Here is a 20,344-nt window from a genome sequence, read left to right on the forward strand (position 1 = left end):
ATGGCAGGCGCACTGCTGGAGGTCGAGGACCTCACCGTCTGGCTCGCCACCCGGCGCGGGCCGCAGAAGGCGGTCGACGGGGTCTCGTTCCGCGTCGACGCGGGCGAGATCTTCGGCATCGCCGGGGAGAGCGGCAGCGGCAAGACCATGACCGCGCTGGCGCTGCTCGGCCTGCTCCCGCACGCCGCCCGGACCAGCGGGCGGGCCGTCTTCGACGGCCGGGACCTGCTGGCCATGTCCGCCCGGCAGCTGCGCGCGGTCCGCGGCCGGCACATCGCGATGGTCTCGCAGGACCCGTCGACCAGCCTGCACCCGATGCTCAGCGTCGAGACGCAGCTGACCGAGCACATGCGCCACCACCTCGGGCTGCGCCGCGGCGCGGCGCGCGACCGGGCGGTCGAGCTGCTCGCCACCGTGCGCATCCCCGATCCGGAGCGGGCGCTGTCCGCGCACCCGGCCCAGTTCTCCGGCGGCATGCGCCAGCGCATCGCCATCGCGGTGGCGCTGGCCTGCCGGCCCCGGCTGCTGCTCGCCGACGAGCCGACGACCGCGCTCGACGTCACCGTGCAGGCCGGCATCCTGCGGCTGCTCGACCGGCTGCGGCGGGAGCAGGACCTCGCCGTGGTGGTCATCACGCACGACCTCGGCGTGATGTCCGCGGTGAGCGACCGGATCTGCGTCATGTACGGCGGGCGGGTCGCCGAGGTCGGCCCGCGCGAATCCGTGCTGACCGGGCCCCGCCACCCCTACACCCGCGGCCTGCTCGACGCGCTGCCGCACCCGGAGGGCGGGGCGGCCGCGCTGCGGCCGATCCCGGGCAGCCCGCCGCCGCTGGGCCAGATCCCGGACGGCTGCCCGTTCCATCCGCGCTGCGCCTTCGCTGTGCCGAGCTGCCGCACCGAACGCCCGGAGCCGGCCCCGGCCGGCGCCGGCCACGCGGCCGCCTGCCCGCCCGACCCGTTGAAAGGCACACCGTGAGCGCCCTGCTGGAAGCCGCCGGGCTCGCCGTGGAGTACCACCGCCGCGGCGCACCGACCCTGCGCGCGGTCGACGGGGTCGACCTGAGCCTGCGCCGCGGCGAGATCCTCGGCCTGGTCGGCGAGTCCGGCTGCGGCAAGTCGACGCTGGGCCGGGCCATGGTCGGGCTACTGCCCGCGGCCGCGGGCGAGGTCCGCTTCGACGGCCGCCCCGTCGGCCGGCTGGGCCGGCGGCGGCGCCCGCGCGAGCTGCGCCGGCTGCAGATGGTCTTCCAGGACCCGTACGCGTCGCTCAACCCCCGCCGCCGCATCGGCGACCAGATCGGCGACGGCTACGTGCTCGACGGCCAGGCCCGCCCGGCTGCCGCGCGCCGGGCCGGCGAGCTGCTGGAGCGGGTCGGGCTGCCGGCCGACGCCGCCGGGCGCTACCCGCACGAGTTCAGCGGCGGGCAGCGGCAGCGCATCGCGATCGCCCGCACCCTGGCCGCCGGGCCGAGCTGCATCATCGCCGACGAGCCGATCAGCGCCCTGGACGCCTCCGCCCAGGCGGCCGTGGCCAACCTGCTCGTCGCGCTGGTCCGCGAGCTCGACATGGGCCTGGTGTTCATCTCGCACGACCTGTCGGTGGTCCGCCAGATCGCCGACCGCACCGCCGTCATGTACCTCGGCCGGGTCGTCGAGGTGGGTCCGACGCAGCAGCTGTGGTCGGCGCCCGCCCACCCCTACACCCGGGCGCTCGTCTCGGCCATCCCGCGCGCCGACGGCGCCGGCGCGCTCCCGGTCGAGCTGCCCGGCGACGTGCCCGACCCCGCGCGGCCGCCGTCCGGCTGCCGGTTCCACCCGCGCTGCCCGTTGGCGCTGCCGGAGTGCGCCCGGCACGACCCGCCGCTGGCCGCGCTCGCCGGCGCCCGGGCGGCCGCGTGCGTGCTGCAGAGCCCCGGTTCCGCGGCCCGCCCGCTTCCGCCGACGAAGGAGTGACCCGCAGTGGTACTGGCTGAGCTGACCGAGCTGTTCTGGTCCTGGCGCCTGGCCCGCGCCCCGCGCACCCGCGACGACATCACCCGCGTGGTGCGCCCGGCCGGCTGGCGCCCGGCCTGGGACGCCGCGAGCGTCGCCGACGACCGGCGGTTCCTGGCCGGGATCGAGGAGCGGCTGGATGCGGTCAAGCCGGCGGAGGATCCCGCGGTGGAGGTACCGCGGCGGCTGCTCGGCTCGGCCACCGCCCGGGCGCGCTGGGAGCTCGACATCCTGCGCAGCTGGCGGCGCGACCCGTGGTTCTACCTCGACCAGACGCTCGGCCACATCTACGACGCGCTGCTGGCGCCCGGCGAGTTCGGCGCCGAGCGCAGCGCCGACGTGGTGGCCCGGCTGGGCTGGATCCCGGCGACGCTGCAGGCCGCCCGGGAGAACCTGGCGACCACCGCCACCCGCGAGTTCGCCGAACTCGCCCTGCGCGACAGCGCCGACGCACCGCAGCAGCTGCGCACCGCGATCGACCTCCTCGCGCCGCACCTCGACGAGGCCGCGCGCGACGCCGCCCGGACGGCCGCGGACGCCGCCGCGGACGCGCTCGCCGCCTGGCGGGAGTGGCTCGCCGAGCGGCTGCCCGAGCTGCCGCCGCACGAGCCGGTCGGCCCGGAGGCGTTCGGCTTCTTCCTGCACTGCGTGGCGCTGCTGCCGTACTCCACCGCGGAGATCCTCGCCCTCGGCGCGCAGGAGCGGGACCGGGCCACGGCGTTCGAGCTGTTCGAGCGGGCCCGCTCCGGCCCGCCGCAGTGGCCCGCGCCGCCCGCCTCGGCGCAGGAGCAGTCGGACGCGCAGCGGGCGGCGGAGCTGTCCGTCCGGGCCTTCTACACCGACCGCGGCCTGCTGTCCCAGCCGGAGACGCTGCGGCACTACCGCAACCTGCCCCGGCCCGACTACCTGGAGCCGCTGCGCTGGCTCGGCGTCAGCGACGACCTCACCGACGAGCACCGCCTCGACCGCGACGGCATCAGCTACGTGCCGGCGCCCGGCCCCGACCTGCCGTACTTCTACCGCGCCAACGCCGCCGACACCCGGGCCGGGATCATCCACGAGGGCGCCCACTACCAGCAGCTCGCGCTGACCTGGCGGCACCCCGACCCGGCGCACCGCCGCTTCTACGACTCGGTGCCCAACGAGGGCATCGCCTTCTACAACGAGGAGATGACGCTGCAGGCCGGCCTGTTCGACGACGCGCCGCTGACCCGCGCCATCGTCTACAACTTCATGCGGCTGCGGGCCATCCGGGTCGAGGTCGACGTGAAGCTCGCGCTGGGGGAGCTGGACATCGCGGGCGCCGCGAACGTGCTGCGCGACCAGGTGCCGATGGACGCCGAGACCGCCCGCGAGGAGGCCGCGTTCTTCGCCGCCACGCCCGGGCAGGGCCTGTCGTACCAGGTCGGCAAGGTCCAGCTGACCCGGCTGCTGGCCGACGCGGCCCGCCGCGGCGGCGACGGCTTCGACCTGCGCGCCTTCCACGACGCGGTGTGGTCCGACGGCAACCTGCCCCTGGCGGTGCAGCGCCTGGGGCTGCTCGCCGACGCGGGCGAGCTGGCCCGCGCCGACGCGCTCGCCGCCGCCGCGGTCGACCTGCGCCGCCTCGCCGAGGACCTCCTCGACGCCATCACCGCCGGCGACCTCGGGCGGCTCGACCGGCTCTACGCCGACGACGTGCGGGTGTGGCACAACCACGACGGGATCGGCCGGGACAAGGCCGAGAGCATCGAGGCGGTGCGGCTGCTCGCCGGGCAGTATGAGGGCTTCCGCGCCACCGACGTGCGCATCGACGTGCTCGGCGACGGCTACGCGCAGCGCTGCGTCTACCGCGGGCGGGACCGGCACACCGGCGCGGAACTCGCCGTCGACGCGATGATGCGGGTCGACGTGCGGGCCGGGCGGATCGTGCGGATCGAGGAGTACACCGACCCGGCCCAGGACCCGGGCGAGCCGCCGGCGCGGTTCCGTGACGGCGGCGGCTGGGAGACCGACGCCGGCTACTCCCGCGCCGCGCGGGAGGGCGACGCCATCGCGGTGAGCGGCACCACCGCCCACGGCCCCGACGGAGCGGCCCTCCACCCGGGCGACACCTACGCGCAGACCGCCGAGTGCCTGCGCCGGGCGATCGCGGCCGCCGAGCGGCTGGGCGGCGCGCGGACCTCGGTGCTGCGCACCCGGCTGCTGCTCGCCCCGGCGGCGGACTGGCGGGAGGCGGCCCGGGCCCACGCCGACCTGCTCGGCGACGTGGCGCCGGCCAACAGCACCTACGTCGTCGGCGGGCTGATCGGCGAGGGCTTCCTGGTCGAGGTCGAGCTCGACGCCCGGGCGGCCCGGCGATGACGTACTCGCTGCGGGTCAACAACGACCTCGACGCCGCCACCCTGGTCGAGGTCGCCCGGCGGGCCGAGCGGTACGGCTTCGACCAGCTGTGGGTCTCCAACGACCTGTTCCTGCGCTCCGCGCCGGTGCTGCTCGGCGTGCTGGCCGCCAAGACGGACCGGATCCGGCTCGGCGTCGGCATCATGAACCCCTACTCGGTGCACGTCGCCGAGATCGTCATGATGGCCGCCACCATGCAGGAGGCGACCGGCGGACGCTTCCTGCTCGGCGTCGCCGCCGGCTCGGCCGAGTTCCTGGCCTGGGCCGGGATCGAGCGGGACCGGCCGCTGGCGAAGACGGCGGAGACGGTCCGGGTCGCGCGGGCGCTGCTCGGCGCCGGCGAGGCCGAGGCCGGCAAGCTGCCGGACTGGTTCGGCCCGCTCTCGGCGCTGCGCTTCCCGCTGGTGCGGCCGGTTCCGGTGTACGTCGGGGGCATGAGCCCCAAGATGCTCCAGCTCGCCGGGCGGCTCGCCGACGGCGTGCTGCCGCTGCTCTACCCGCCCGAGCACTTCACACAGGCCCGGGCCCAGGTGCTGCGCGGCGTGGCGGACGCCGGCCGGTCACCGTCCGATGTGGACATCCCGGCCTGCTTCTGGGTGTCGGTCGCCGACGACGCCGAGGCCGCCCGGGACGCCCTGGCCGCCAAGATCGCCTACTACGGGCCGTCGTTCGCGCCGTACCTGCTCGCCCGGGCCGGCCTCTCCGTCGCGGACTTCGCCCCGGTCACGGCGGCGCTGGAGCGCGACGGCCTGGCCGCGGCGACCCGGCTCGTCGACGACGCGATGCTGGCCCTGGGCATCACCGGCAGCGTGGCGCAGGTCGTCGAGCGGTGCCGGGCGCTGCGGGCGGCCGGCGCCACCCACCTGTCGTTCGGCCCGCCGCTCGGCCCGGACGTGTGCGCGGCGGTCGACGTGCTCGGCGCCGAGGTCCTGCCGGCCCTCGCGGCGGGACCTTCGCCCCTGTCGTGAGGGCCGCGGTGGCCGCATCGTGGGTGCATGACCGGCGTCTCGGGGCCGATCGACCGGCTCAGCTCGTTCGATCTGACCAACCTCGCGGTCGAGGCGCCGGACACCCCCATGCACGTCGGGCTGATCGCGGTGCTCGACGGCCAGACGCTGCTCGACGCGGACGGCGGGGTGCGCCTGGCCGAGATCCGCGCGCGGGTCGCCGACGGCCTGCGGGCCGTGCCCCGGCTGCGCAAGGTCGTCCACCGCCCCGGCCCCCTGGCCGGCCGCCCACTGTGGGTCGACGATCCGTCCTTCCGCATCGAGCGGCACGTCTCGCACGTTGCGCTCGGCCCGTCCGGCGACTTCGGCCCGTCCGGCGACTTCGGCCCGTCCGGTGGCCTCGGCTCGTCCGGTGGCCTCGGCTCGTCCGGTGGAGACGACCGGCTGCTGCGGCTCGCCGAGCGGCTGATGGAGCCGCTGCTGGAGCGCTCCCGGCCGCTGTGGCGGCTCTGGGTGGTGACCGGGCTGCCGGAGGGCCGGCTGGCCGTGGTGGTCAAGCTGCACCATGCGGTCGGCGACGGCATCGCCGCGACCCGGCTCATCGGCGCGCTGCTGGACCCGCCGCCCGCCCCGGCCGGGGCGCCGCCCTGGATCCCGGCGCCGCCGCCGAGCTGGCGGGACGCGGTGGCCGAGCGGTTCCGGCGGGGTCGCCGCGGTGGCCGGCGCCGCGGGCAGGGAGCCCGCGGCGTCTGGCGGTCGCTGCGGGAGATCACCGTGGCACCCCGCACGTCGCTGAACGCCCCGATCGGCGCCGGGCGGCGGCTCGGCGTGTTCCGGCTCGACCTGGCCGAGGCCAAGGCGGTCGCGCACGCGGCCGGCGGCAAGGTCAACGACGTGCTGCTGGCCGTGATCGCTGGCGGGCTGCGGGACGTCCTGCGGGCCCGCGGCGAGCCGGTCGAGCGCCTCGAGCCGCGCGTCGCCGTGGCCGTCTCCCTGCGCGGCCCGGGCGAGCAGGCGGCCGACGGCAACTACAACGGCAGCGTCGTGGTGCGCCTGCCGCTGGGCGGCGCCGACCCCGCCGCGCGGCTGCGCGCCGTGACCGCCGCGACCGGCCGGGCCAAGCGCCAGCAGACCGCCGTCGCCCAGCAGCACTTCATGACCCTCGCCGCCCGCACCGGCCTGGCCCGGCCGCTCAGCCGCGGCCAGCGGATGATCAACCTGGTGGAGAGCAACGTGCCGGGCCCGCCCGCGCCGGTGCGGATCCTCGGCGCTCCGGCGCTGGAGCTGGTGCCGGTCGGGGCCATCGCCGGCAACATGACGATCACCTTCCTGGCCCTGTCCTACGCGGGCCGGCTCGTCGTCACCGCGGTCGCCGACCGCGACCGGTTCCCGGACCTGCCGGTCGTGCTGGCCGGCATGGCCCGCGAGTGGGCCGCCCTGCGCGCCGCCGGCGATCGGCCCGGGTATGTGGTGTTCCGGATCGACGACTAGGGAATACCTGTTACCGGCGGACGTCGATGGTGGGCCGAAAGGCCCTGCTGGCCGGTCCGCCACGGGCTTAGCGTGAGGTCGTGGGCGCCGGCCGGGAGGCGGCGCCGGGACTGAGGAGGTCGTGATGCGACAGGTGAACGGTGGTCGGGTGGTGGTCGGGATCGAGGATTCGCTCACCGGGCTGCGCGCGCTGCGCGTCGCGGTGGCCGAGGCTCGGCGGCGCGGTGCCCAGCTGCACGCGCTGCGCTCGTGGACGCTGCCCAGCAGCGGCGCGGGCGCGACCGGCAGCTGGTACGACGAGCTGGAGCGGGCCGCGTCCGCCGAGATCATCGTCGCGTTCGACAAGACCATGGGCGGTGTGCCCCGCGACGTCGAGGTGGTCACCCGCACGGTGCTCGGCCGGGCCGGCAAGGAGCTGGTGCGCTACGCCGACCGCGACGACGACACGCTGGTCGTCGGCGCGCAGGACGGCGGCCGGCTGCGGCGGCTGCTGCGCCGGTCGGTGTCGCGCTACTGCGTCGGGCACGCCCGCTGCCCGGTGCTGGTCGTGCCGCCCGACACGTTCGCACGGCAGGCGCGGCGCGAGGGGATGGACCGCGCCATCCGGCGGGACCTGTCGACGCTGAACGGCTAGTCTTTGGCTGTTGCTAGTCTTTGGCTCTTCAGTTGCTAGTCTTTGGCTCTTCGCTTCGCTTGAGCGCTGGTGGGGGGGTTCCCACCCCACACCCCCCATGCCCGCTTCGCGGGCACTTTTGTCGCGCTTCGCGCCCCTGCGTCTCCCGGCCCATACCCCCTTTGGCTCTTCGCTTCGCTTGAGCGCTGGTGGGGGGGTTCCCACCCCACACCCCCCATGCCCGCTTCGCGGGCACTTCTGTCGCGCTTCGCGCCCCTGCGTCTCCCGGCCCATACCCCCTTTGGCTCTTCGCTTCGCTCGATCGCTGGCCGGGGGTTCCCACCCAACACCCCTGCCCGCTTCGCGGGCACTATTTCTGCGCTTCGCGCCGCTGGGTCTCCCGACCCTCGGGGGCGTGGTGGACGGTGTGGATGGCGCACCCGCTGGGCACTGCGCGGGCGGGCCGGGCGGATGTAAGTCTCCGTGATCATGATGTCTGCGGTGGTCGCATACCGGGTTTGCTGTGATCCTGGAGACTTTCGGTACACGGGGGTACATCAGCGCTCCGTGATCATGAAAAACGCTTGGTGTCGGTGCCAGTTGCGCATGATCGCGGAGACTTCTGGTCGCTGCGGCGTGCAGCGACCGATGGGTGGGACGTGATCGCCGGCCGTGCCCGCCCTGGGAAGGGCAGGTCGGGCACCACGCCCCCATGCTCGGCCGGTTCGCGGGGGCGGGCTCAGAGGTCGTTGCCGGCGTAGGACAGGTTGAAGCTCTTGTTGACCAGGGGGAAGTCCGCGACGATCGTGCCGCTCAGGGCTACCGGCAGGGCGGGCCAGTTGAGGAAGGACGGGTCGACGACCTTGACGCGGGTCAGGCGGCCGGCGGGGTCCAGTTCTACTCGGTGCACGATGGTGCCGCGCCAGCCCTCGGCTATGCCGACGCCGGAGGATGAGGGGGTGCGTGGGGGCGGTCCGTCGGGCGTGGGCCATGCGCTGGTGGTGCCGGGGGCGACGGTCGGGAGTAGGGCGTCGAGGACCGCTAGGGAGGCGTCGATCTCGGCGGACCGCTGCCGGAAGCGGGCCAGGACGTCGCCGGTGTCGTGGGTGAGTGCGGTCAGCAGGTCGGGCAGCCCGGCGCTGGTGAGGGCGCCGTCGGGGTGGTCGAGACGGGCGTCGGTGGGCAGGCCGCTGGCCCGGGCCACGTAGCCGAGCGTGCCGAGGTCGCGGGCCTGCTCCGTGGTGAGTACGGCGGTGCCGGTGAATCGTTCGGCGACCAGCGAGTTGCCCAGGGCTAGCGCGACGACCTCGCGGATGTCGGCGCCGATGGCGGCCAGCCGCGCCGGGTCGGGGACGCTCGTGAGCGTGGCGCCGCCGGGACGGACGCCGCCGCGCAGGAGCCGGTGGCCGGTGGTGTCGCGGTTCAGCCGGAGCAGGGCCTCGCGGATCCGCAGCGCGTGGGCGTTGAGGACGCCGTGCCCGACGTCGTTGCACAGTGCGCCGATGTCGCCGACGTGGTTGTACAGCCGCTCCAGCTCCAGCAGGACCGCCCGCATGCGCAGGGCCTCGGCCGGGACCTCGACGCCGAGTGCGTCCTCGACGGCGCGGCAGTAGGCCAGGGCGTGGCCGACGGCGGTGTCGCCCGAGACGCGCTCGGCCAGCGGCAGCCCGGCCGGCACCTCGCGGCCCTCGAACAGCCGCTCGATGCCCTTGTGGACGTACCAGAGGCGGGCCTTGAGCTTCAGGATCGTCTCGCCGACGACGGAGAAGCGGAAGTGCCCGGGCTCGATCAGCCCGGCGTGGACCGGGCCGACCGGGATCTCGTACACCCCGGGCCCCTCCACGGTGAGGAACGGGAACGGCTCGTCGGAGTCGCCGAAGGCGGGCGGCGGGCCGGCGTCGCGGCGCAGCGGATACCAGCCGGAGGGCCAGTGCGGGTGGCGCACGAGCCGGCGGGGCAGCGGGTGGCCGGTCGGGCGGATGCCGTAGAGGTCGTGCATCTCGCGCTCGAAGCGCCCGGCCGGGAAGGACAGCCCGGCCAGGGTCGGCACCTGCGGGTCGGCCCGGTCGACGGGCAGGTGCAGCTCCACCCGCCGGTCGGGGCCGGCGGCCAGGAAGAGGTACACGGCGCGCAGCGCGTCGCCGTCGTCGTGCGCGGCGACCAGGGCCAGCCGGTACCCCTGATCCAGCAGCGCCGCAGCGTCGGCGGCCAGGGTGTCCGCGGCCACCACCGCGGCCGTGACGGCGGCGGTCATGACGCTCCGGCTGCGGCGGCCGCGGCCTGCAGCAGGTCGTTCACCGGCCCGAGGGCGATGCCGAGGGCGGCCACCCCGAGCAGCCCGGCGATCAGCGGCACGGCGGTCGTCACCGGCAGGGCGGCGGCCGGGTCGGCGGGGCGCGGCGGGCCCAGCAGCATCCGCCCGGTGTGCCCGGCCATCGCCACGAACGCGGCCAGCACCAGGGCGAACGCGACGGCGACCGCCCAGGTCAGCCCGGCGCCGGCGGCGGCCCGGGCGATGCCGAGCTCGCTGGCGAACAGCGCCGCCGGCGGGAAGCCCAGCAGCGCGACGACCGCGAGGCCGAACAGCCCGCCCAGCAGCGGCATGCGGGCGGCCAGGGCGCGCACGTCGGCGATCCGGCTGCTGTGGTGGCGGTGCAGGATGTGCCCGGAGGACAGGAAGGCGACGGTCTTGGCCAGGCCGTGGCCGGCCATGTGCAGCAGCAGCGCGGCGACCGCCAGGCGGCTGCCGATCGCGGCGGCCAGGGCGATGAGGCCCATGTGCTCCATCGAGGAGTAGGCCAGCATCCGCTTCAGGTCGCGCTGGGCGATGAGCAGCACCGCGGCCAGCGCGAGCGTGGCCAGCGCCATGATCAGCAGCAGGGTGCGCAGGTAGCCGCCGCCGAGCGCGGGGTCGGCGACCGCCTTGACCCGCAGCACCGCGTAGAGCGCCACCGGCAGCAGCACGCCGGACATCAGCGCGGAGACCGGGGCGGGCGCCTGCGAGTGCGCGTCGGGCAGCCAGGCGTGCAGCGGGATGAGCCCGGCCTTGGCGCCGAACCCGACGACGGCCAGGCCCACGGCGATGCGGGTGACCGCGGGGTCGAGCCGGTCGGCGCGGGCGGTGAGCGCGGCCCAGTCCAGCGCGCCGATGCCGGACAGCCCGGCGTGCCGGGCGGCGGCGTAGAGCAGCACCAGGCCGAGGAAGGCCACCGCGATGGCGGCCGAGCAGATCACCACGTACTTCCAGGCCGCCTCCAGCGCCGGGCGGTCGCGGCGGTGCCCGACCAGGAACGCGGTGACGATGGTGGTCGCCTCGACCGCGACCCACAGCACGCCGAGGTTGCCGGCCAGCACGGCGGTGGCCATCGCGGCGACGAACAGGTGCAGCAGGATGCCGTACCAGCGGGCGCGGCGGCGGCTGTCCTGTCCGGCGACGAGGTACGCCGGGGAGGCCCAGCAGGCCAGCAGCGCGACCGCGCCGACGCCGAGCAGCATCCACGCGGACAGGGCGTCGGCGCGCAGCAGGCCGCCCACGGCGCGCGCCGGCCCGTCGCGGGTGACGGTGACGGCCAGGGCGATCGCGTCGGCGCCGAGCAGCGCGGTGGTGAGCACGCCCGCCCAGGCGGTGCTGCGGTGCCGCCAGCCGGCGACGGCGTAGCACACCGCCGCGGCGAGCGGCAGCAGGATCGGGGCGAGCAGCAGCAGGGCGGTCATCAGTCGTGCAACTCCCGCAGTTCGTCCAGGTCGCTGCTGCCGAACGCGGCCCGCAGCCGGGTGGTGAGCACCTGCAGCACGAGGACCACGAGCAGCAGGTCGAAGGAGACGCCAAGCTCCACGATCAGCGGCACGCCGGCCGCGGCCAGGAACGCGGTGGCGGTGATCCCGTTGTCCAGCAGCAGGAACCCGACCACCTGCGACAGCGCGCGGCGGCGGGTGACCAGCGCGAAGAAGCCGATCAGCACGACCGCGACGGCCGCCGGCAGGATCGCGCTGGACGGCGACGGCGCGAGCGCGACCAGCGGCCGGGTGACGGCGTAGGCGAGCAGGGTCAGCCCGGCCGCGGCGAGCAGGGACGCGGCGGTGTTGACCACGGGCCGGGTCTCGCGCGCCTCGGCGGCCGGGCCGCCCAGCGCGCGGCGGACCAGGTAGGGCAGCACGCCGGCCCGCAGGACGCCCAGGCCGGCGCCGACGAGGACCAGTTCGAGGCTGTCCCGGTGTACCCCGATGATCGCGACAATCGCGGCCAGCGCGGCTCCTTGCAGCCCGAACAGGCGGATCATCGGCGCGACCTGGTGGCGCCACAGCACGCCGATCGCGGTGAGCAGGAACAGGCCGGCGGCCAGGTCGAGATAGAGGGGGTACGTGCGGTCGGTCATGTGTGGCCTATGCCAGGAAGAAGGAGGAGGTGACGGCGAGCAGGGCGAGCACGAACGAGCCGGCGAGTAGCTCCGGGACCCGGAACAGCCGCAGCTTGGCGATGAACACCTCGGCCGCGCCCAGCCCGGCGCCGAGCACGCCGACCTTGGCCGCGAAGGCGACCAGCGCCAGCGGCAGCCCGGCGAGGCCCGCTCCGGCGATGCCCCAGGGGGCGAACAGCGAGGCGAGCAGGCCCAGCAGGACGGTGAGCCGGATCGAGGACGCCCACTCGACGAGCGCGAGGTCGGTCCCGGCGTACTCGAGCACCATCGCCTCGTGGATCATGGTCAGCTCCAGGTGGGTGGACGGGTTGTCCACCGGCAGCCGGCCGGTCTCGGCCACCACCACGATCGCCAGCGCGGCGGCGGCCAGCAGGCTCGCCGGTGAGGCGACCCGCGGCGGGTCGTGCAGCGTGGCGGTGACGACCTCGGCCAGGTTCGTGGAGCCGACCCGGGCCGACAGCGCGAGGACCGAGACCAGGATGGTCGGCTCGACCAGGGCCAGGACGGTGATCTCGCGGCTGGCGCCCATGCCGCCGAATGCGGTGCCGGTGTCCAGGGCGGCGAGGGCGAGGGTGACCGTACCGAGGGCGAGTAGGCCCACGACGGCGAAGAGGTCCGCGGCGGGGTCCAGCGGCGAGGCGGTGGTCAGCAGCGGTACCACCGCCGCCAGCACCAGCGAGGTGCCCATCAGCAGCAGCGGGCCGAGCCGGAAGGCCCAGCCGGTGCCGGTCGGCGTGGCCGGCGCCCGGCGCAGCAGCTTGCGCAGGTCGCGCCACGGCTGGCCGACGCCCGCACCGGCCCGGCCCTCCAGCCGGGCCCGGACCTGGCGCATGACGCCGATCAGCAGCGGGCCGCCGGCGGCCACCGCGAGCACCTGCAGGGCGGTGGCGGCCAGCCGGGCGGCGGTGTCGGCGCTCATCGGGTGACCGCCAGCACGAGCAGCAGGCCGGTGACGCCGACGAACCCGTAGGCCAGGTAGCGGTGCACGCTGCCGTTGGCCAGCACCGGTCCCAGCCGGCCCACCCGGCGGGCGGCGGCCAGCAGCGGCGCGTAGAGGCCGTGCTCGACGCGGTCGGGCACGCGGGCCTGGTAGGCGACCCGGGCCACCAGGTACGCCGACTCGGCGTGCGGGGTGACGTCGACGTCGGTCTCGGGGGCCAGCACGTCGTCGAAGACCCGCTGCATCGGCTCGGCGAACGACGTGGCGGTGTACTGCATGCGCGCCGTCGGCGGACCGGCGCCGCAGTCCCACAGCGCCACCTCGCGGCGCCGCGCGGCCCGGGCCGCGCCCAGCCGGGCCAGCCCGAGCGCCAGGACCGCGCCGGCCACCAGGGCGGCGGCGATGACCAGCGGCGACATGGTGCTCGCGATGCCCGCGAGGCGCAGGCTCACCGTGCCCCCGGCGACCTCCGCCGGGGCGTGCAGGGCGGCGCCCGCGGCCCGCGACAGGGCCGGGCCGAGCGCCGTGGGGGCCAGCGCGAGCGCGGCGCAGGCGGCGGCGAGGACGCCCATCGGGGCGAGCATCGAGCCCGGCGACTCCCGCGCCGCGGCGGCCGCGTCGCCGCGGGGGCGGGCGAAGAAGCCGACGCCGAGCGCCTTGACGAAGGTGGCGACCGCGAGCCCGGCGGTGAGCGCCACCACGGCGACCGCGAGGGGCATCGCGACGGCGATCACCACGCCGCCGGAGGGCAGCGCGTGGACCAGGGACTGCAGCAGCAGCCACTCGGAGACGAAGCCGTTGCCCGGCGGCAGCGCCGAGGCGCCCAGCGCCCCGACGGCGAACAGGGCGGTGGTGACCGGCATCCGCGGCCGCAGCCCGCCGAGCGCGTCGAGGTCGCGGGTGCCGGTGGCGCGCAGCACCGAGCCGGCCGCCGCGAACAGCAGCGCCTTGAAGGCGGCGTGGTTGAGCACGTGCAGCAGCGCCGCGGTCAGGGCCAGCGCGGCCAGGGCCGGCGCGCCGGTGGCCCGCAGCACGCCGGCCGCGCCCAGGCCGAGGAAGACCAGGCCCATGTTCTCCACCGTCGAGTAGGCCAGCAACCGCTTGAGGTCGGCCGCGACGGCCGCCTGCAGGATGCCGTAGAGCGCGGAGAGCGCGCCGGCCGCGAGGACGGCCAGCCACCACCAGCGGGAGCCGCCGCCGAGCAGGTCGAACCCGACCCGGATCACGCCGTACACCCCGAGGTTGACCATGCCGGCGGACAGCATCGCCGACACCGGGCTCGGCGCCTCGGCGTGCGCCCGGGGCAGCCACACGTGCAGCGGCACCAGGCCCGCCTTCGACCCGAACCCGGCCAGCACCAGCACGAACACGGTGCCGCGGGCGGCGGGGGAGAGGTGGGCGGCGCGCAGCTGCGCGAACGAGTCGCCGCCCGCCTGCGCGGCGTAGAGGACCAGGCCGAGCAGGATCGCGACGAACCCGGCGTGGGTGAGTGCGGCGTACCATCCGCCGGCCTCGGCCACCGCCGGGCGGGCCCGGTGCTCGGCCAGCACCAGCACCAGGGACGCGAGCGCCATCAGCTCCCACAGCACCAGCAGCGTCGACACGCTGGCCGCGGCCGGGACCAGCAGCAGCGCGGCGGCGAAGACCGGCAGCGCCACGGCCGTCGCCCGCCCGGCCGGGCCGTGCCCGTGGCCGGCGTAGCCGATGCCGTAGACCGCCGCGACCGCGACGACCCCGCCGGTCACCGCGGCGAACCAGCCGCCCAGCGGGTCGAGCTCGAGCCGAACCCCGGCCAGCGGCAGCACGCCCGGCAGCGTCGCGGCGAACGACCCGCCGCGCAGGGCGGCGACGCCGGCGACCAGCCCGGCCACGCCGATCCCGGCGGTGGTGGCGCCGGCGAGCCCGGGCCGGACCCGCCCGGGCGCGGCAAGTGCGGTGAGCATCCCGGCCACGGCCAGGGCGCAGACGGCCGCGAGTGACACCGCGATGACGTTCACCGGCCGGTCAGCCCGCGCAACGCGGCCACGATGGCCTCCGGCTCGGGCGGGCAGCCGGGCACCACCACGTCGACCGGCACCACGTCGGCAACACCGCCGTGCACGCCGTAGCCGCCGGCGAACTCGCCCGCGCCCGCCGCGCAGTCGCCGACGGCCACCACGATCGTCGGCGGCGACACCGCCTCGAACGTGCGCCGCAGCGGCACCGCCATGTTGCGCGTCACCGGGCCGGTCACCAGCAGCGCGTCGGCGTGGCGGGGCGAGGCGACCAGCCGGGCGCCGTAGCGCTCGGCGTCGTGCACCGGGCCGAACGCGGACCCGATCTCGATCTCGCACCCATTGCAGGACCCGGCGTCCACGTGCCGCAGCTGCACCGACCCGGCCAGCGCGGCCGCCTTGGGGCAGGACGGCCCGGCCGGGCGGGCGGGCGCGGGCTCGGCGACCCGCCCGGTCCGGCGGATCTTGCGCCAAAGGTCGAACACGGCCATCGTCGTGCCTCGCTTCAGGGCTGGTTGGGGGCGGGCTCGCGCAGGTCGGCCAGCAGCTCCGCCTGGCCGGAGATGACCTCGGTGAGGATCCGCCGGGCCACCGTGAGCAGCTCGGCGACCTGCGGGCTGACCAGTGAGTAGTAGACCGCCGAGCCCTCCTTGCGGAAGGTGATCAGCCCGGACCGGCGCAGCACCGCGAGGTGCTGGGAGAGGTTCGTCGGCTCCACGCCGACCTCGGGCAGCATCTCGCCGGGGGAATGCTCGCGCTCGGACAGCAGCTCGAGGATGCGGATGCGGGCCGGATGGCCGAGGTTCTTGAAGAACTCCGCCTTGACCTGGTACAGCGGCTTGTCCATCGGCATCAGCATTTCATCACTTGCGAACTTTCGCAACTCTGCAGGTCCCGGCGCTTGACTGTGACGTTACGTCACAGTCGAGACTTGGGACATGCGCATCAGCGAGCTGGCGGAACTGGCCGGCTCGACCGTCCGCACGATCCGCTACTACCACCAGATCGGCCTGATCCCGGTGCCGCCGGCCCGCCACGGCCGCCGCGACTACGACCTGACGCACCTGGCCCGGCTGGTCCGGATCCGCTGGCTCGCGCAGGCCGGCATCCCGCTGGCGACGATCGCGGCGATGCTCGGCGACGAGCCGCCGCCCGCCGCCGCGCCGGACCCGGCCGGCGGGCGCCACGAGTCGGTGCTCGCCGACCTGCGGGCGAGCGTGGCCGCCCTCGACGCGCAGCTCGCCGACCTGCGGGCGCAGCGGGAGCGCATCGCCGGGCTGATCGCCGCCGTCGAGCGCGACGGCCACCTCTCCCCGATGCCGGCGGCCCTGGTGCGCTTCTACGACCGACTGGAGGCGGAGGCCGGCGACGAGCACGTGCGCCGGGTGATCCGCCGCGAGCGCGACTTCATGGAGCTCGCGTTCTACCGCGGCGACATGCCGCCGGAGTCCGCGGTCGTCTACGAGCGGATCACCGAGGTCCAGCTCGCCGAGAGCCGCATGCTGTTCGACCGGATCGCCGAGCGCGCCAGCCGCCGCGACGAGCCCGGCCCGCACGAGATCGCGCAGATCGTCGACGCCGTCGTCGACCGGCTCACCCGCCAGCTCGGGCCGGACCTGCCGGCGCTGGCCCGCTCCATCGACCTCGGCGTCGCCCGGCGCGCCGCCGACCTGTACGTCCGGCTCAGCGACGCCCGGATGCGCCCCGTGCAGCGGGCCATCGCCGACGCGATCCTGAGCGTCATCGAGAAAGGGCAAGTGGAGTGACAGACCCCGTCATCGACGTCCGCGGGCTGGTGAAACGATTCGGGACGTTCGCGGCGGTCGACGGCCTCGACCTGAGCGTCGTCGGCGGCACGGTGCACGGCTTCCTCGGGCCCAACGGCGCCGGGAAGTCCACCACGATCCGCGTCCTGCTCGGCCTCTACCGGGCCACCGCCGGCCACGTGCGCGTCCTGGGCCTCGACCCGGCCGAGCGCGCGGCCGAGGTCACCCGCCGGATCTCGTACGTGCCCGGCGAGGTCATCCTCTGGCCCAACTTCACCGGCCAGGAGGTCCTCGACGCCCTGGCCGGCCTGCGCGGGCGCCGCGACGCCGAGGCCGAGCGGCGGCTGGCCGACGACTTCGCGCTGGACACCCGCAAGCTCGTGCGCACCTACTCCAAAGGCAACCGGCAGAAGGTGGTCCTCATCGCCGCCTTCGCCGCCCCCACCGACGTGCTCGTGCTCGACGAGCCCACCTCCGGGCTCGACCCGCTGATGGAGGAGCTGTTCCAGCGGTGCGTGCGCGACGCGGCCGCGGCCGGGCGCACGGTCCTGCTCTCCAGCCACATCCTGGCCGAGGTCGAGGAGCTGTGCGACGCGGTCACCATCATCAAGGACGGCAAGCTGGTCGAGTCGGGGCGGCTGGCCGACATGCGCCACCTCGCCGCCTCCACGATCACGGCCAAGCTGCCCCGCGACCAGAGCGTCGCCGTCGCGCAGCGGCTGCGCGGGCTGGGCGTGGCCGCCGAGCCCGACGACGGCGTCGTGCGGCTCAGCGTGGCCCGCACGCTGGTGCCCGCCGTGCTCGGCGTGCTCGCCGAGACCGGCGCCGAGGACATCACCTGCACCCCGGCGAAGCTCGAGGACCTGTTCCTGCGGCACTACGCGGTGGCGGCGCGATGAGCCTCACGCTGCTGCTCCTGCGCCGGTACCGGCTGATGCTGGGCTCCTGGCTGGTCCTGCTGGTCGGGGTGTGCGCCGGCACCGTCCGGGCCTACCAGGACACCTACGCGACCGGCGAGCAGCGCCGGGCGGCCGTCGCCCTGGCGCAGCACAACCGGGCCACCACCCTGCTCTACGGCAAGCTGCCCGACCCCGGCACGCCCGGGCAGATGTACGCCTGGGAGATCGGCGCCATCGTGACCATCCTGGCCGCCGTGATGGCCGTGCTCGTCGCGGTCTCGGTCACCCGCGCCGTCGAGGACGACGGCACGCTGGAGCTGCTGCGCTGCTGCGGCCTGCCACCCCGGCGGCCGCTGGTCAGCGCGCTGGTGCTGCTCGGGGCGGTCGGCGCGGTGCTGGCGCTGGGCACCGCCGTGGCGGCCGGGCTCTGGACCGGCCGGGTCGACGGCGTCACGTGGCCGGGCGCGGCCGCGTTCGGCGCGGGGGTCGGGCTGACCTTCCTGATCATGGCCGCCCTCACCACGGTCCTGGCGCAGGTCGCGCCGGCCGCCGGGCAGGCCCGCACGATCGGGGTCGCCGCGCTCGGCGTCGCGTTCGGCCTGCGCGCCTTCGCCGACACCCAGGACCGCGGCGCGCTCAACTGGTTCAGCCCGCTCGCGCTGCGCGCCACCGCCCAGCCGTTCTCCGGCAACCGCTGGTGGGTCATCCTCGGCGGACTGCTCGTCGCGGCCGGCCTGGCCGGGGTCGCGGTCGTGCTGTCCGGCCGGCGTGAGTTCGGCGCCGGCCTCGTCCGCCGCCACGACAGCCGCGGCACCCGGCTGCGCGTGCGCACCGCCGCCGGGCTGGCCGCCCGGGTCGACCGGGCCCGGCTGCTGTCCTGGACCGTGGTCGTGGCCGCCGTCGGCGCGCTGTTCTCGGCCATGGGCTCCGGCAGCGTCGAGCAGAGCCGCGAGGGCGACCTCGGCGGGTTCCTCGGCGCGCAGCTGGGCGCCGGCGATCCGGTGGCGGGCTACCTCGGCTACTGCGGCACGGTCGTCGGGATCGTGGTGTCGGTGTTCGCGGTGCTGTCGGTGACGGCGGGCGCGCAGTCGGAGCGGGCCGGGCTGACCGACGTGGTGCTCGCCAGCGGCGTGCGGCGGTGGGTGCCGGCGGCCGCGCAGGCGGCCGTCACCGCGGCCGGCTGCGCCGTCATCCTGGCCGCCACCGCCGCCCTCAGCGCGCTGATCGCGCCGCTGGTCATCGACGGGACGGACGTGGCCGGGCGGGCCCTGGCCTACGTGGCCGGGCAGTGGCCGGCCGCCGTGGCGATGACCGGGTGCACCACGCTCGTCGTCGGCCTGCGCCCGCGCCTGGCCGGGCTGGCCTGGCTGCCGCTGGCCGCCAGCGCGCTCGTCGCGCTTCTGGGCGACCTGCTGGGCATCCCGCAGCGCGTGCAGGACCTCGGGCTGTTCCGGCACGTGCCCGACATCGCCGCGCCGAGCCCGCCCACCGGCGCGCTGCTGCTGCTCGTGGCGGTGGGCGCGGTGCTGTGCATGTTCGGCGTGGCCGCCACCACCCGCCGCGACATCACCACCGGATAAGGGGCCGCCGGCGCCGATGGCTTGCTTTGCGGTTGATTCAGCTCAGGCCGTCCAGCCCCCGTCGGAAGCGATGACGGCGCCGTTGACATTGCGCGCCTCGGGGCTGCCCAGCCAGCAGATCAGCGACGCGATCTCGTCCGGTTCGGCGGTGCGCATGCCGCGCTCGAACGACTTCGCCAGCCGCTCGAACGCCCACTGCGACTTGGCGAACGCGGTCCGGCCGATGCCGGTGCGCACCCCGCCCGGGCAGACCGCGTTGGTGCGGATGCCGTCGGGCCCGTACAGGCACGCGAGGGACCGGGTCAGCCCGATCAGGCCGTGCTTGGCCGACACATACGCGGTGCCGGCGACCGAGCCGGTCAGCCCGCCGATGGAGGAGACGTTGACGATGGCGCCCTCGCCGCGGGCCTGCATGGCCGGCAGGACGGCCCGGCACAGGCGCATCGGCCCGGTCAGGTTCACCGCGATCACCCGGTCCCAGGTCTCGTCGTCGAGCTCGGTGACCGGCAGGAAGTAGTCCATGATGCCGGCCACGTTGGCGAGCAGGTCGATCCGGCCATCGGGCAGCGCGGCGACGAGCCGGTCGATGTCGGCCTGGTCGGTGACGTCCGCGGTCATCAGGCGCGCGACGAGCCCGTCGTCGGCGAGGAGCTTCTCGGTGGCGGCGAGCCCGGCGGCGTCGGTGTCACAGCCGACGACGGTCGCGCCTTCGCGGGCCAGGCGGAGGGCGGTTTCCTGACCGATGCCCGAGCCGGCCCCGGTCACCAGGGCGACCCGCCCGGAGTACCACTGCTGTGTCATGACGATCCCTCCCGGTGTTTACGGTGGTGGACGGCTTCAGCGTGATCCGTCCCCGCGCCACCGGGCAGGGACAATGGTCCCGCCACCCCCGGCCCTGCGGCACGACCTCCCCGCCCGGTCCCTCCGACGCGACCGGGCGCCCGGCCGGCCGGGCGTGGGGCTGCGGGCGAGTGCCGGGCGGGACTCGTCGGGTCGCCAAAGACTGGCGCGCAGGCGAGTGGGAGCGGGCACGTCGTGGTGCAGGGCCGAGGGGCGAGGCTGTCGGAAATGTCCGCCACTTCGTGACGGACATTTCCGACATTTCGGTTATGCCCCAAATCCTCGGCGGCGATAAGTCTCCGCGATCATGACGAACTGTCCTGCATACCACGGGTTTTTCATGATCGTGGAATCAAAATGTACCTATGGGTACCATATGTCTCCGCGATCATCGAAAACCGCCGCATCGAGCCGATCGCATGCAAGATCACGGAGACTTATGGTCGCCGCGCCAATCAACGGTGTGGCAGATGGGTCATA

The 20,344-nt window shown here is 75.5% G+C and carries 17 protein-coding genes; 9 read left to right on the top strand and 8 right to left on the bottom strand.

Features of this window, described 5'->3' with window-relative positions; all coding sequences use genetic code 11:
- The 6 genes from ACQPXD_RS18105 to ACQPXD_RS18130 all read left to right on the top strand — a co-directional run bounded on the left by ACQPXD_RS18105 (position 1) and on the right by ACQPXD_RS18130 (position 7,448).
- The gene (locus ACQPXD_RS18105; RefSeq protein WP_432839895.1) at positions 1–978 is read left to right on the top strand and encodes an ABC transporter ATP-binding protein; all 978 of its coding nucleotides are present in this window, start codon (positions 1–3) and stop codon (positions 976–978) included.
- Complete coding sequence (locus ACQPXD_RS18110) at positions 975–1,955, top strand: oligopeptide/dipeptide ABC transporter ATP-binding protein (protein ID WP_432839897.1); 981 nt, start codon at positions 975–977, stop codon at positions 1,953–1,955. The genes ACQPXD_RS18105 and ACQPXD_RS18110 overlap by 4 nt, the downstream gene beginning before the upstream one ends.
- A 6-nt stretch (positions 1,956–1,961) precedes the next feature.
- On the top strand, positions 1,962–4,337 hold the full coding sequence (locus tag ACQPXD_RS18115) for a DUF885 family protein (RefSeq protein ID WP_432839899.1): 2,376 nt from the start codon (positions 1,962–1,964) through the stop codon (positions 4,335–4,337).
- Positions 4,334–5,344: an LLM class flavin-dependent oxidoreductase gene (locus ACQPXD_RS18120; protein ID WP_432839901.1), complete on the top strand. Its 1,011-nt coding sequence runs from the start codon at positions 4,334–4,336 to the stop codon at positions 5,342–5,344. The genes ACQPXD_RS18115 and ACQPXD_RS18120 overlap by 4 nt, the downstream gene beginning before the upstream one ends.
- A 27-nt stretch (positions 5,345–5,371) precedes the next feature.
- Entirely contained in the window at positions 5,372–6,814 is a 1,443-nt protein-coding gene (locus ACQPXD_RS18125; protein ID WP_432839903.1) for a wax ester/triacylglycerol synthase domain-containing protein, read from the top strand.
- Between the two features lie 124 nt (positions 6,815–6,938).
- A complete protein-coding gene (locus ACQPXD_RS18130; protein WP_432839905.1) occupies positions 6,939–7,448 on the top strand; it encodes a universal stress protein in 510 nt (169 codons plus the stop codon).
- A gap of 718 nt (positions 7,449–8,166) precedes the next feature.
- Here the strand turns inward: ACQPXD_RS18130 and ACQPXD_RS18135 are convergent.
- Genes ACQPXD_RS18135 through ACQPXD_RS18165 form a run of 7 tightly spaced genes read right to left on the bottom strand, consistent with a single transcriptional unit; the run spans position 8,167 to position 15,626 of the window.
- Entirely contained in the window at positions 8,167–9,681 is a 1,515-nt protein-coding gene (locus ACQPXD_RS18135; RefSeq protein ID WP_432839907.1) for an NADH-quinone oxidoreductase subunit C, read from the bottom strand.
- Positions 9,678–11,141 carry a proton-conducting transporter transmembrane domain-containing protein gene (locus tag ACQPXD_RS18140; RefSeq protein WP_432839909.1) on the bottom strand — a complete coding sequence of 488 codons (1,464 nt, stop codon included), beginning with the start codon at positions 11,139–11,141 and terminating at the stop codon, positions 9,678–9,680. Before ACQPXD_RS18140 ends, ACQPXD_RS18135 begins: the two co-directional genes overlap by 4 nt.
- On the bottom strand, positions 11,141–11,803 hold the full coding sequence (locus ACQPXD_RS18145) for a hypothetical protein (protein WP_432839911.1): 663 nt from the start codon (positions 11,801–11,803) through the stop codon (positions 11,141–11,143). Before ACQPXD_RS18145 ends, ACQPXD_RS18140 begins: the two co-directional genes overlap by 1 nt.
- Before the next feature lie 7 nt (positions 11,804–11,810).
- Positions 11,811–12,764, bottom strand: coding sequence for a respiratory chain complex I subunit 1 family protein (locus ACQPXD_RS18150; RefSeq protein WP_432839913.1), 954 nt, complete (start codon positions 12,762–12,764; stop codon positions 11,811–11,813).
- Complete coding sequence (locus tag ACQPXD_RS18155; RefSeq protein ID WP_432839915.1) at positions 12,761–14,767, bottom strand: proton-conducting transporter transmembrane domain-containing protein; 2,007 nt, start codon at positions 14,765–14,767, stop codon at positions 12,761–12,763. The genes ACQPXD_RS18150 and ACQPXD_RS18155 overlap by 4 nt, the downstream gene beginning before the upstream one ends.
- A gap of 11 nt (positions 14,768–14,778) precedes the next feature.
- Positions 14,779–15,270, bottom strand: a complete 492-nt coding sequence (locus ACQPXD_RS18160; RefSeq protein ID WP_432839917.1) for an NADH-quinone oxidoreductase subunit B family protein — start codon at positions 15,268–15,270, stop codon at positions 14,779–14,781.
- A 14-nt stretch (positions 15,271–15,284) separates the two neighbouring features.
- Positions 15,285–15,626 carry an ArsR/SmtB family transcription factor gene (locus tag ACQPXD_RS18165; protein WP_432839919.1) on the bottom strand — a complete coding sequence of 114 codons (342 nt, stop codon included), beginning with the start codon at positions 15,624–15,626 and terminating at the stop codon, positions 15,285–15,287.
- A 91-nt stretch (positions 15,627–15,717) separates the two neighbouring features.
- On the opposite strand from ACQPXD_RS18165, the gene ACQPXD_RS18170 reads away from it, so the two are divergent.
- From ACQPXD_RS18170 to ACQPXD_RS18180, 3 genes are read left to right on the top strand one after another with little or no spacing between them, the layout of a single operon-like run.
- Entirely contained in the window at positions 15,718–16,545 is an 828-nt protein-coding gene (locus ACQPXD_RS18170; protein WP_432839921.1) for a MerR family transcriptional regulator, read from the top strand.
- Positions 16,542–17,444, top strand: a complete 903-nt coding sequence (locus tag ACQPXD_RS18175; RefSeq protein WP_432839924.1) for an ABC transporter ATP-binding protein — start codon at positions 16,542–16,544, stop codon at positions 17,442–17,444. The genes ACQPXD_RS18170 and ACQPXD_RS18175 overlap by 4 nt, the downstream gene beginning before the upstream one ends.
- Positions 17,441–19,024 carry a hypothetical protein gene (locus ACQPXD_RS18180; RefSeq protein WP_432839926.1) on the top strand — a complete coding sequence of 528 codons (1,584 nt, stop codon included), beginning with the start codon at positions 17,441–17,443 and terminating at the stop codon, positions 19,022–19,024. Before ACQPXD_RS18175 ends, ACQPXD_RS18180 begins: the two co-directional genes overlap by 4 nt.
- Positions 19,025–19,066: 42 nt before the next feature.
- Here ACQPXD_RS18180 and ACQPXD_RS18185 read toward each other — a convergent pair whose 3' ends face one another.
- Positions 19,067–19,825 carry an SDR family NAD(P)-dependent oxidoreductase gene (locus ACQPXD_RS18185; RefSeq protein ID WP_432839928.1) on the bottom strand — a complete coding sequence of 253 codons (759 nt, stop codon included), beginning with the start codon at positions 19,823–19,825 and terminating at the stop codon, positions 19,067–19,069.
- Positions 19,826–20,344 lie beyond the last annotated feature (519 nt).

It is taken from the genome of Dactylosporangium sp. CA-092794 (assembly GCF_050948465.1).
In the GTDB taxonomy this organism is placed as follows: domain Bacteria; phylum Actinomycetota; class Actinomycetes; order Mycobacteriales; family Micromonosporaceae; genus Dactylosporangium.

What these genes read in the sequence shown, in the direction of transcription:
- ACQPXD_RS18105 (WP_432839895.1), top strand. Translation starts at nt 1, where the DNA reads ATGGCAGGCGCACTGCTGGAGGTCGAGGACCTCACCGTCTGGCTCGCC.
- ACQPXD_RS18120 (WP_432839901.1), top strand. Translation starts at nt 4,334, where the DNA reads ATGACGTACTCGCTGCGGGTCAACAACGACCTCGACGCCGCCACCCTG.
- ACQPXD_RS18125 (WP_432839903.1), top strand. Translation starts at nt 5,372, where the DNA reads ATGACCGGCGTCTCGGGGCCGATCGACCGGCTCAGCTCGTTCGATCTG.
- ACQPXD_RS18130 (WP_432839905.1), top strand. Translation starts at nt 6,939, where the DNA reads ATGCGACAGGTGAACGGTGGTCGGGTGGTGGTCGGGATCGAGGATTCG.
- ACQPXD_RS18135 (WP_432839907.1), bottom strand. Translation starts at nt 9,681, where the DNA reads ATGACCGCCGCCGTCACGGCCGCGGTGGTGGCCGCGGACACCCTGGCC.
- ACQPXD_RS18140 (WP_432839909.1), bottom strand. Translation starts at nt 11,141, where the DNA reads ATGACCGCCCTGCTGCTGCTCGCCCCGATCCTGCTGCCGCTCGCCGCG.
- ACQPXD_RS18145 (WP_432839911.1), bottom strand. Translation starts at nt 11,803, where the DNA reads ATGACCGACCGCACGTACCCCCTCTATCTCGACCTGGCCGCCGGCCTG.
- ACQPXD_RS18150 (WP_432839913.1), bottom strand. Translation starts at nt 12,764, where the DNA reads ATGAGCGCCGACACCGCCGCCCGGCTGGCCGCCACCGCCCTGCAGGTG.
- ACQPXD_RS18160 (WP_432839917.1), bottom strand. Translation starts at nt 15,270, where the DNA reads ATGGCCGTGTTCGACCTTTGGCGCAAGATCCGCCGGACCGGGCGGGTC.
- ACQPXD_RS18165 (WP_432839919.1), bottom strand. Translation starts at nt 15,626, where the DNA reads ATGGACAAGCCGCTGTACCAGGTCAAGGCGGAGTTCTTCAAGAACCTC.
- ACQPXD_RS18170 (WP_432839921.1), top strand. Translation starts at nt 15,718, where the DNA reads ATGCGCATCAGCGAGCTGGCGGAACTGGCCGGCTCGACCGTCCGCACG.
- ACQPXD_RS18180 (WP_432839926.1), top strand. Translation starts at nt 17,441, where the DNA reads ATGAGCCTCACGCTGCTGCTCCTGCGCCGGTACCGGCTGATGCTGGGC.
- ACQPXD_RS18185 (WP_432839928.1), bottom strand. Translation starts at nt 19,825, where the DNA reads ATGACACAGCAGTGGTACTCCGGGCGGGTCGCCCTGGTGACCGGGGCC.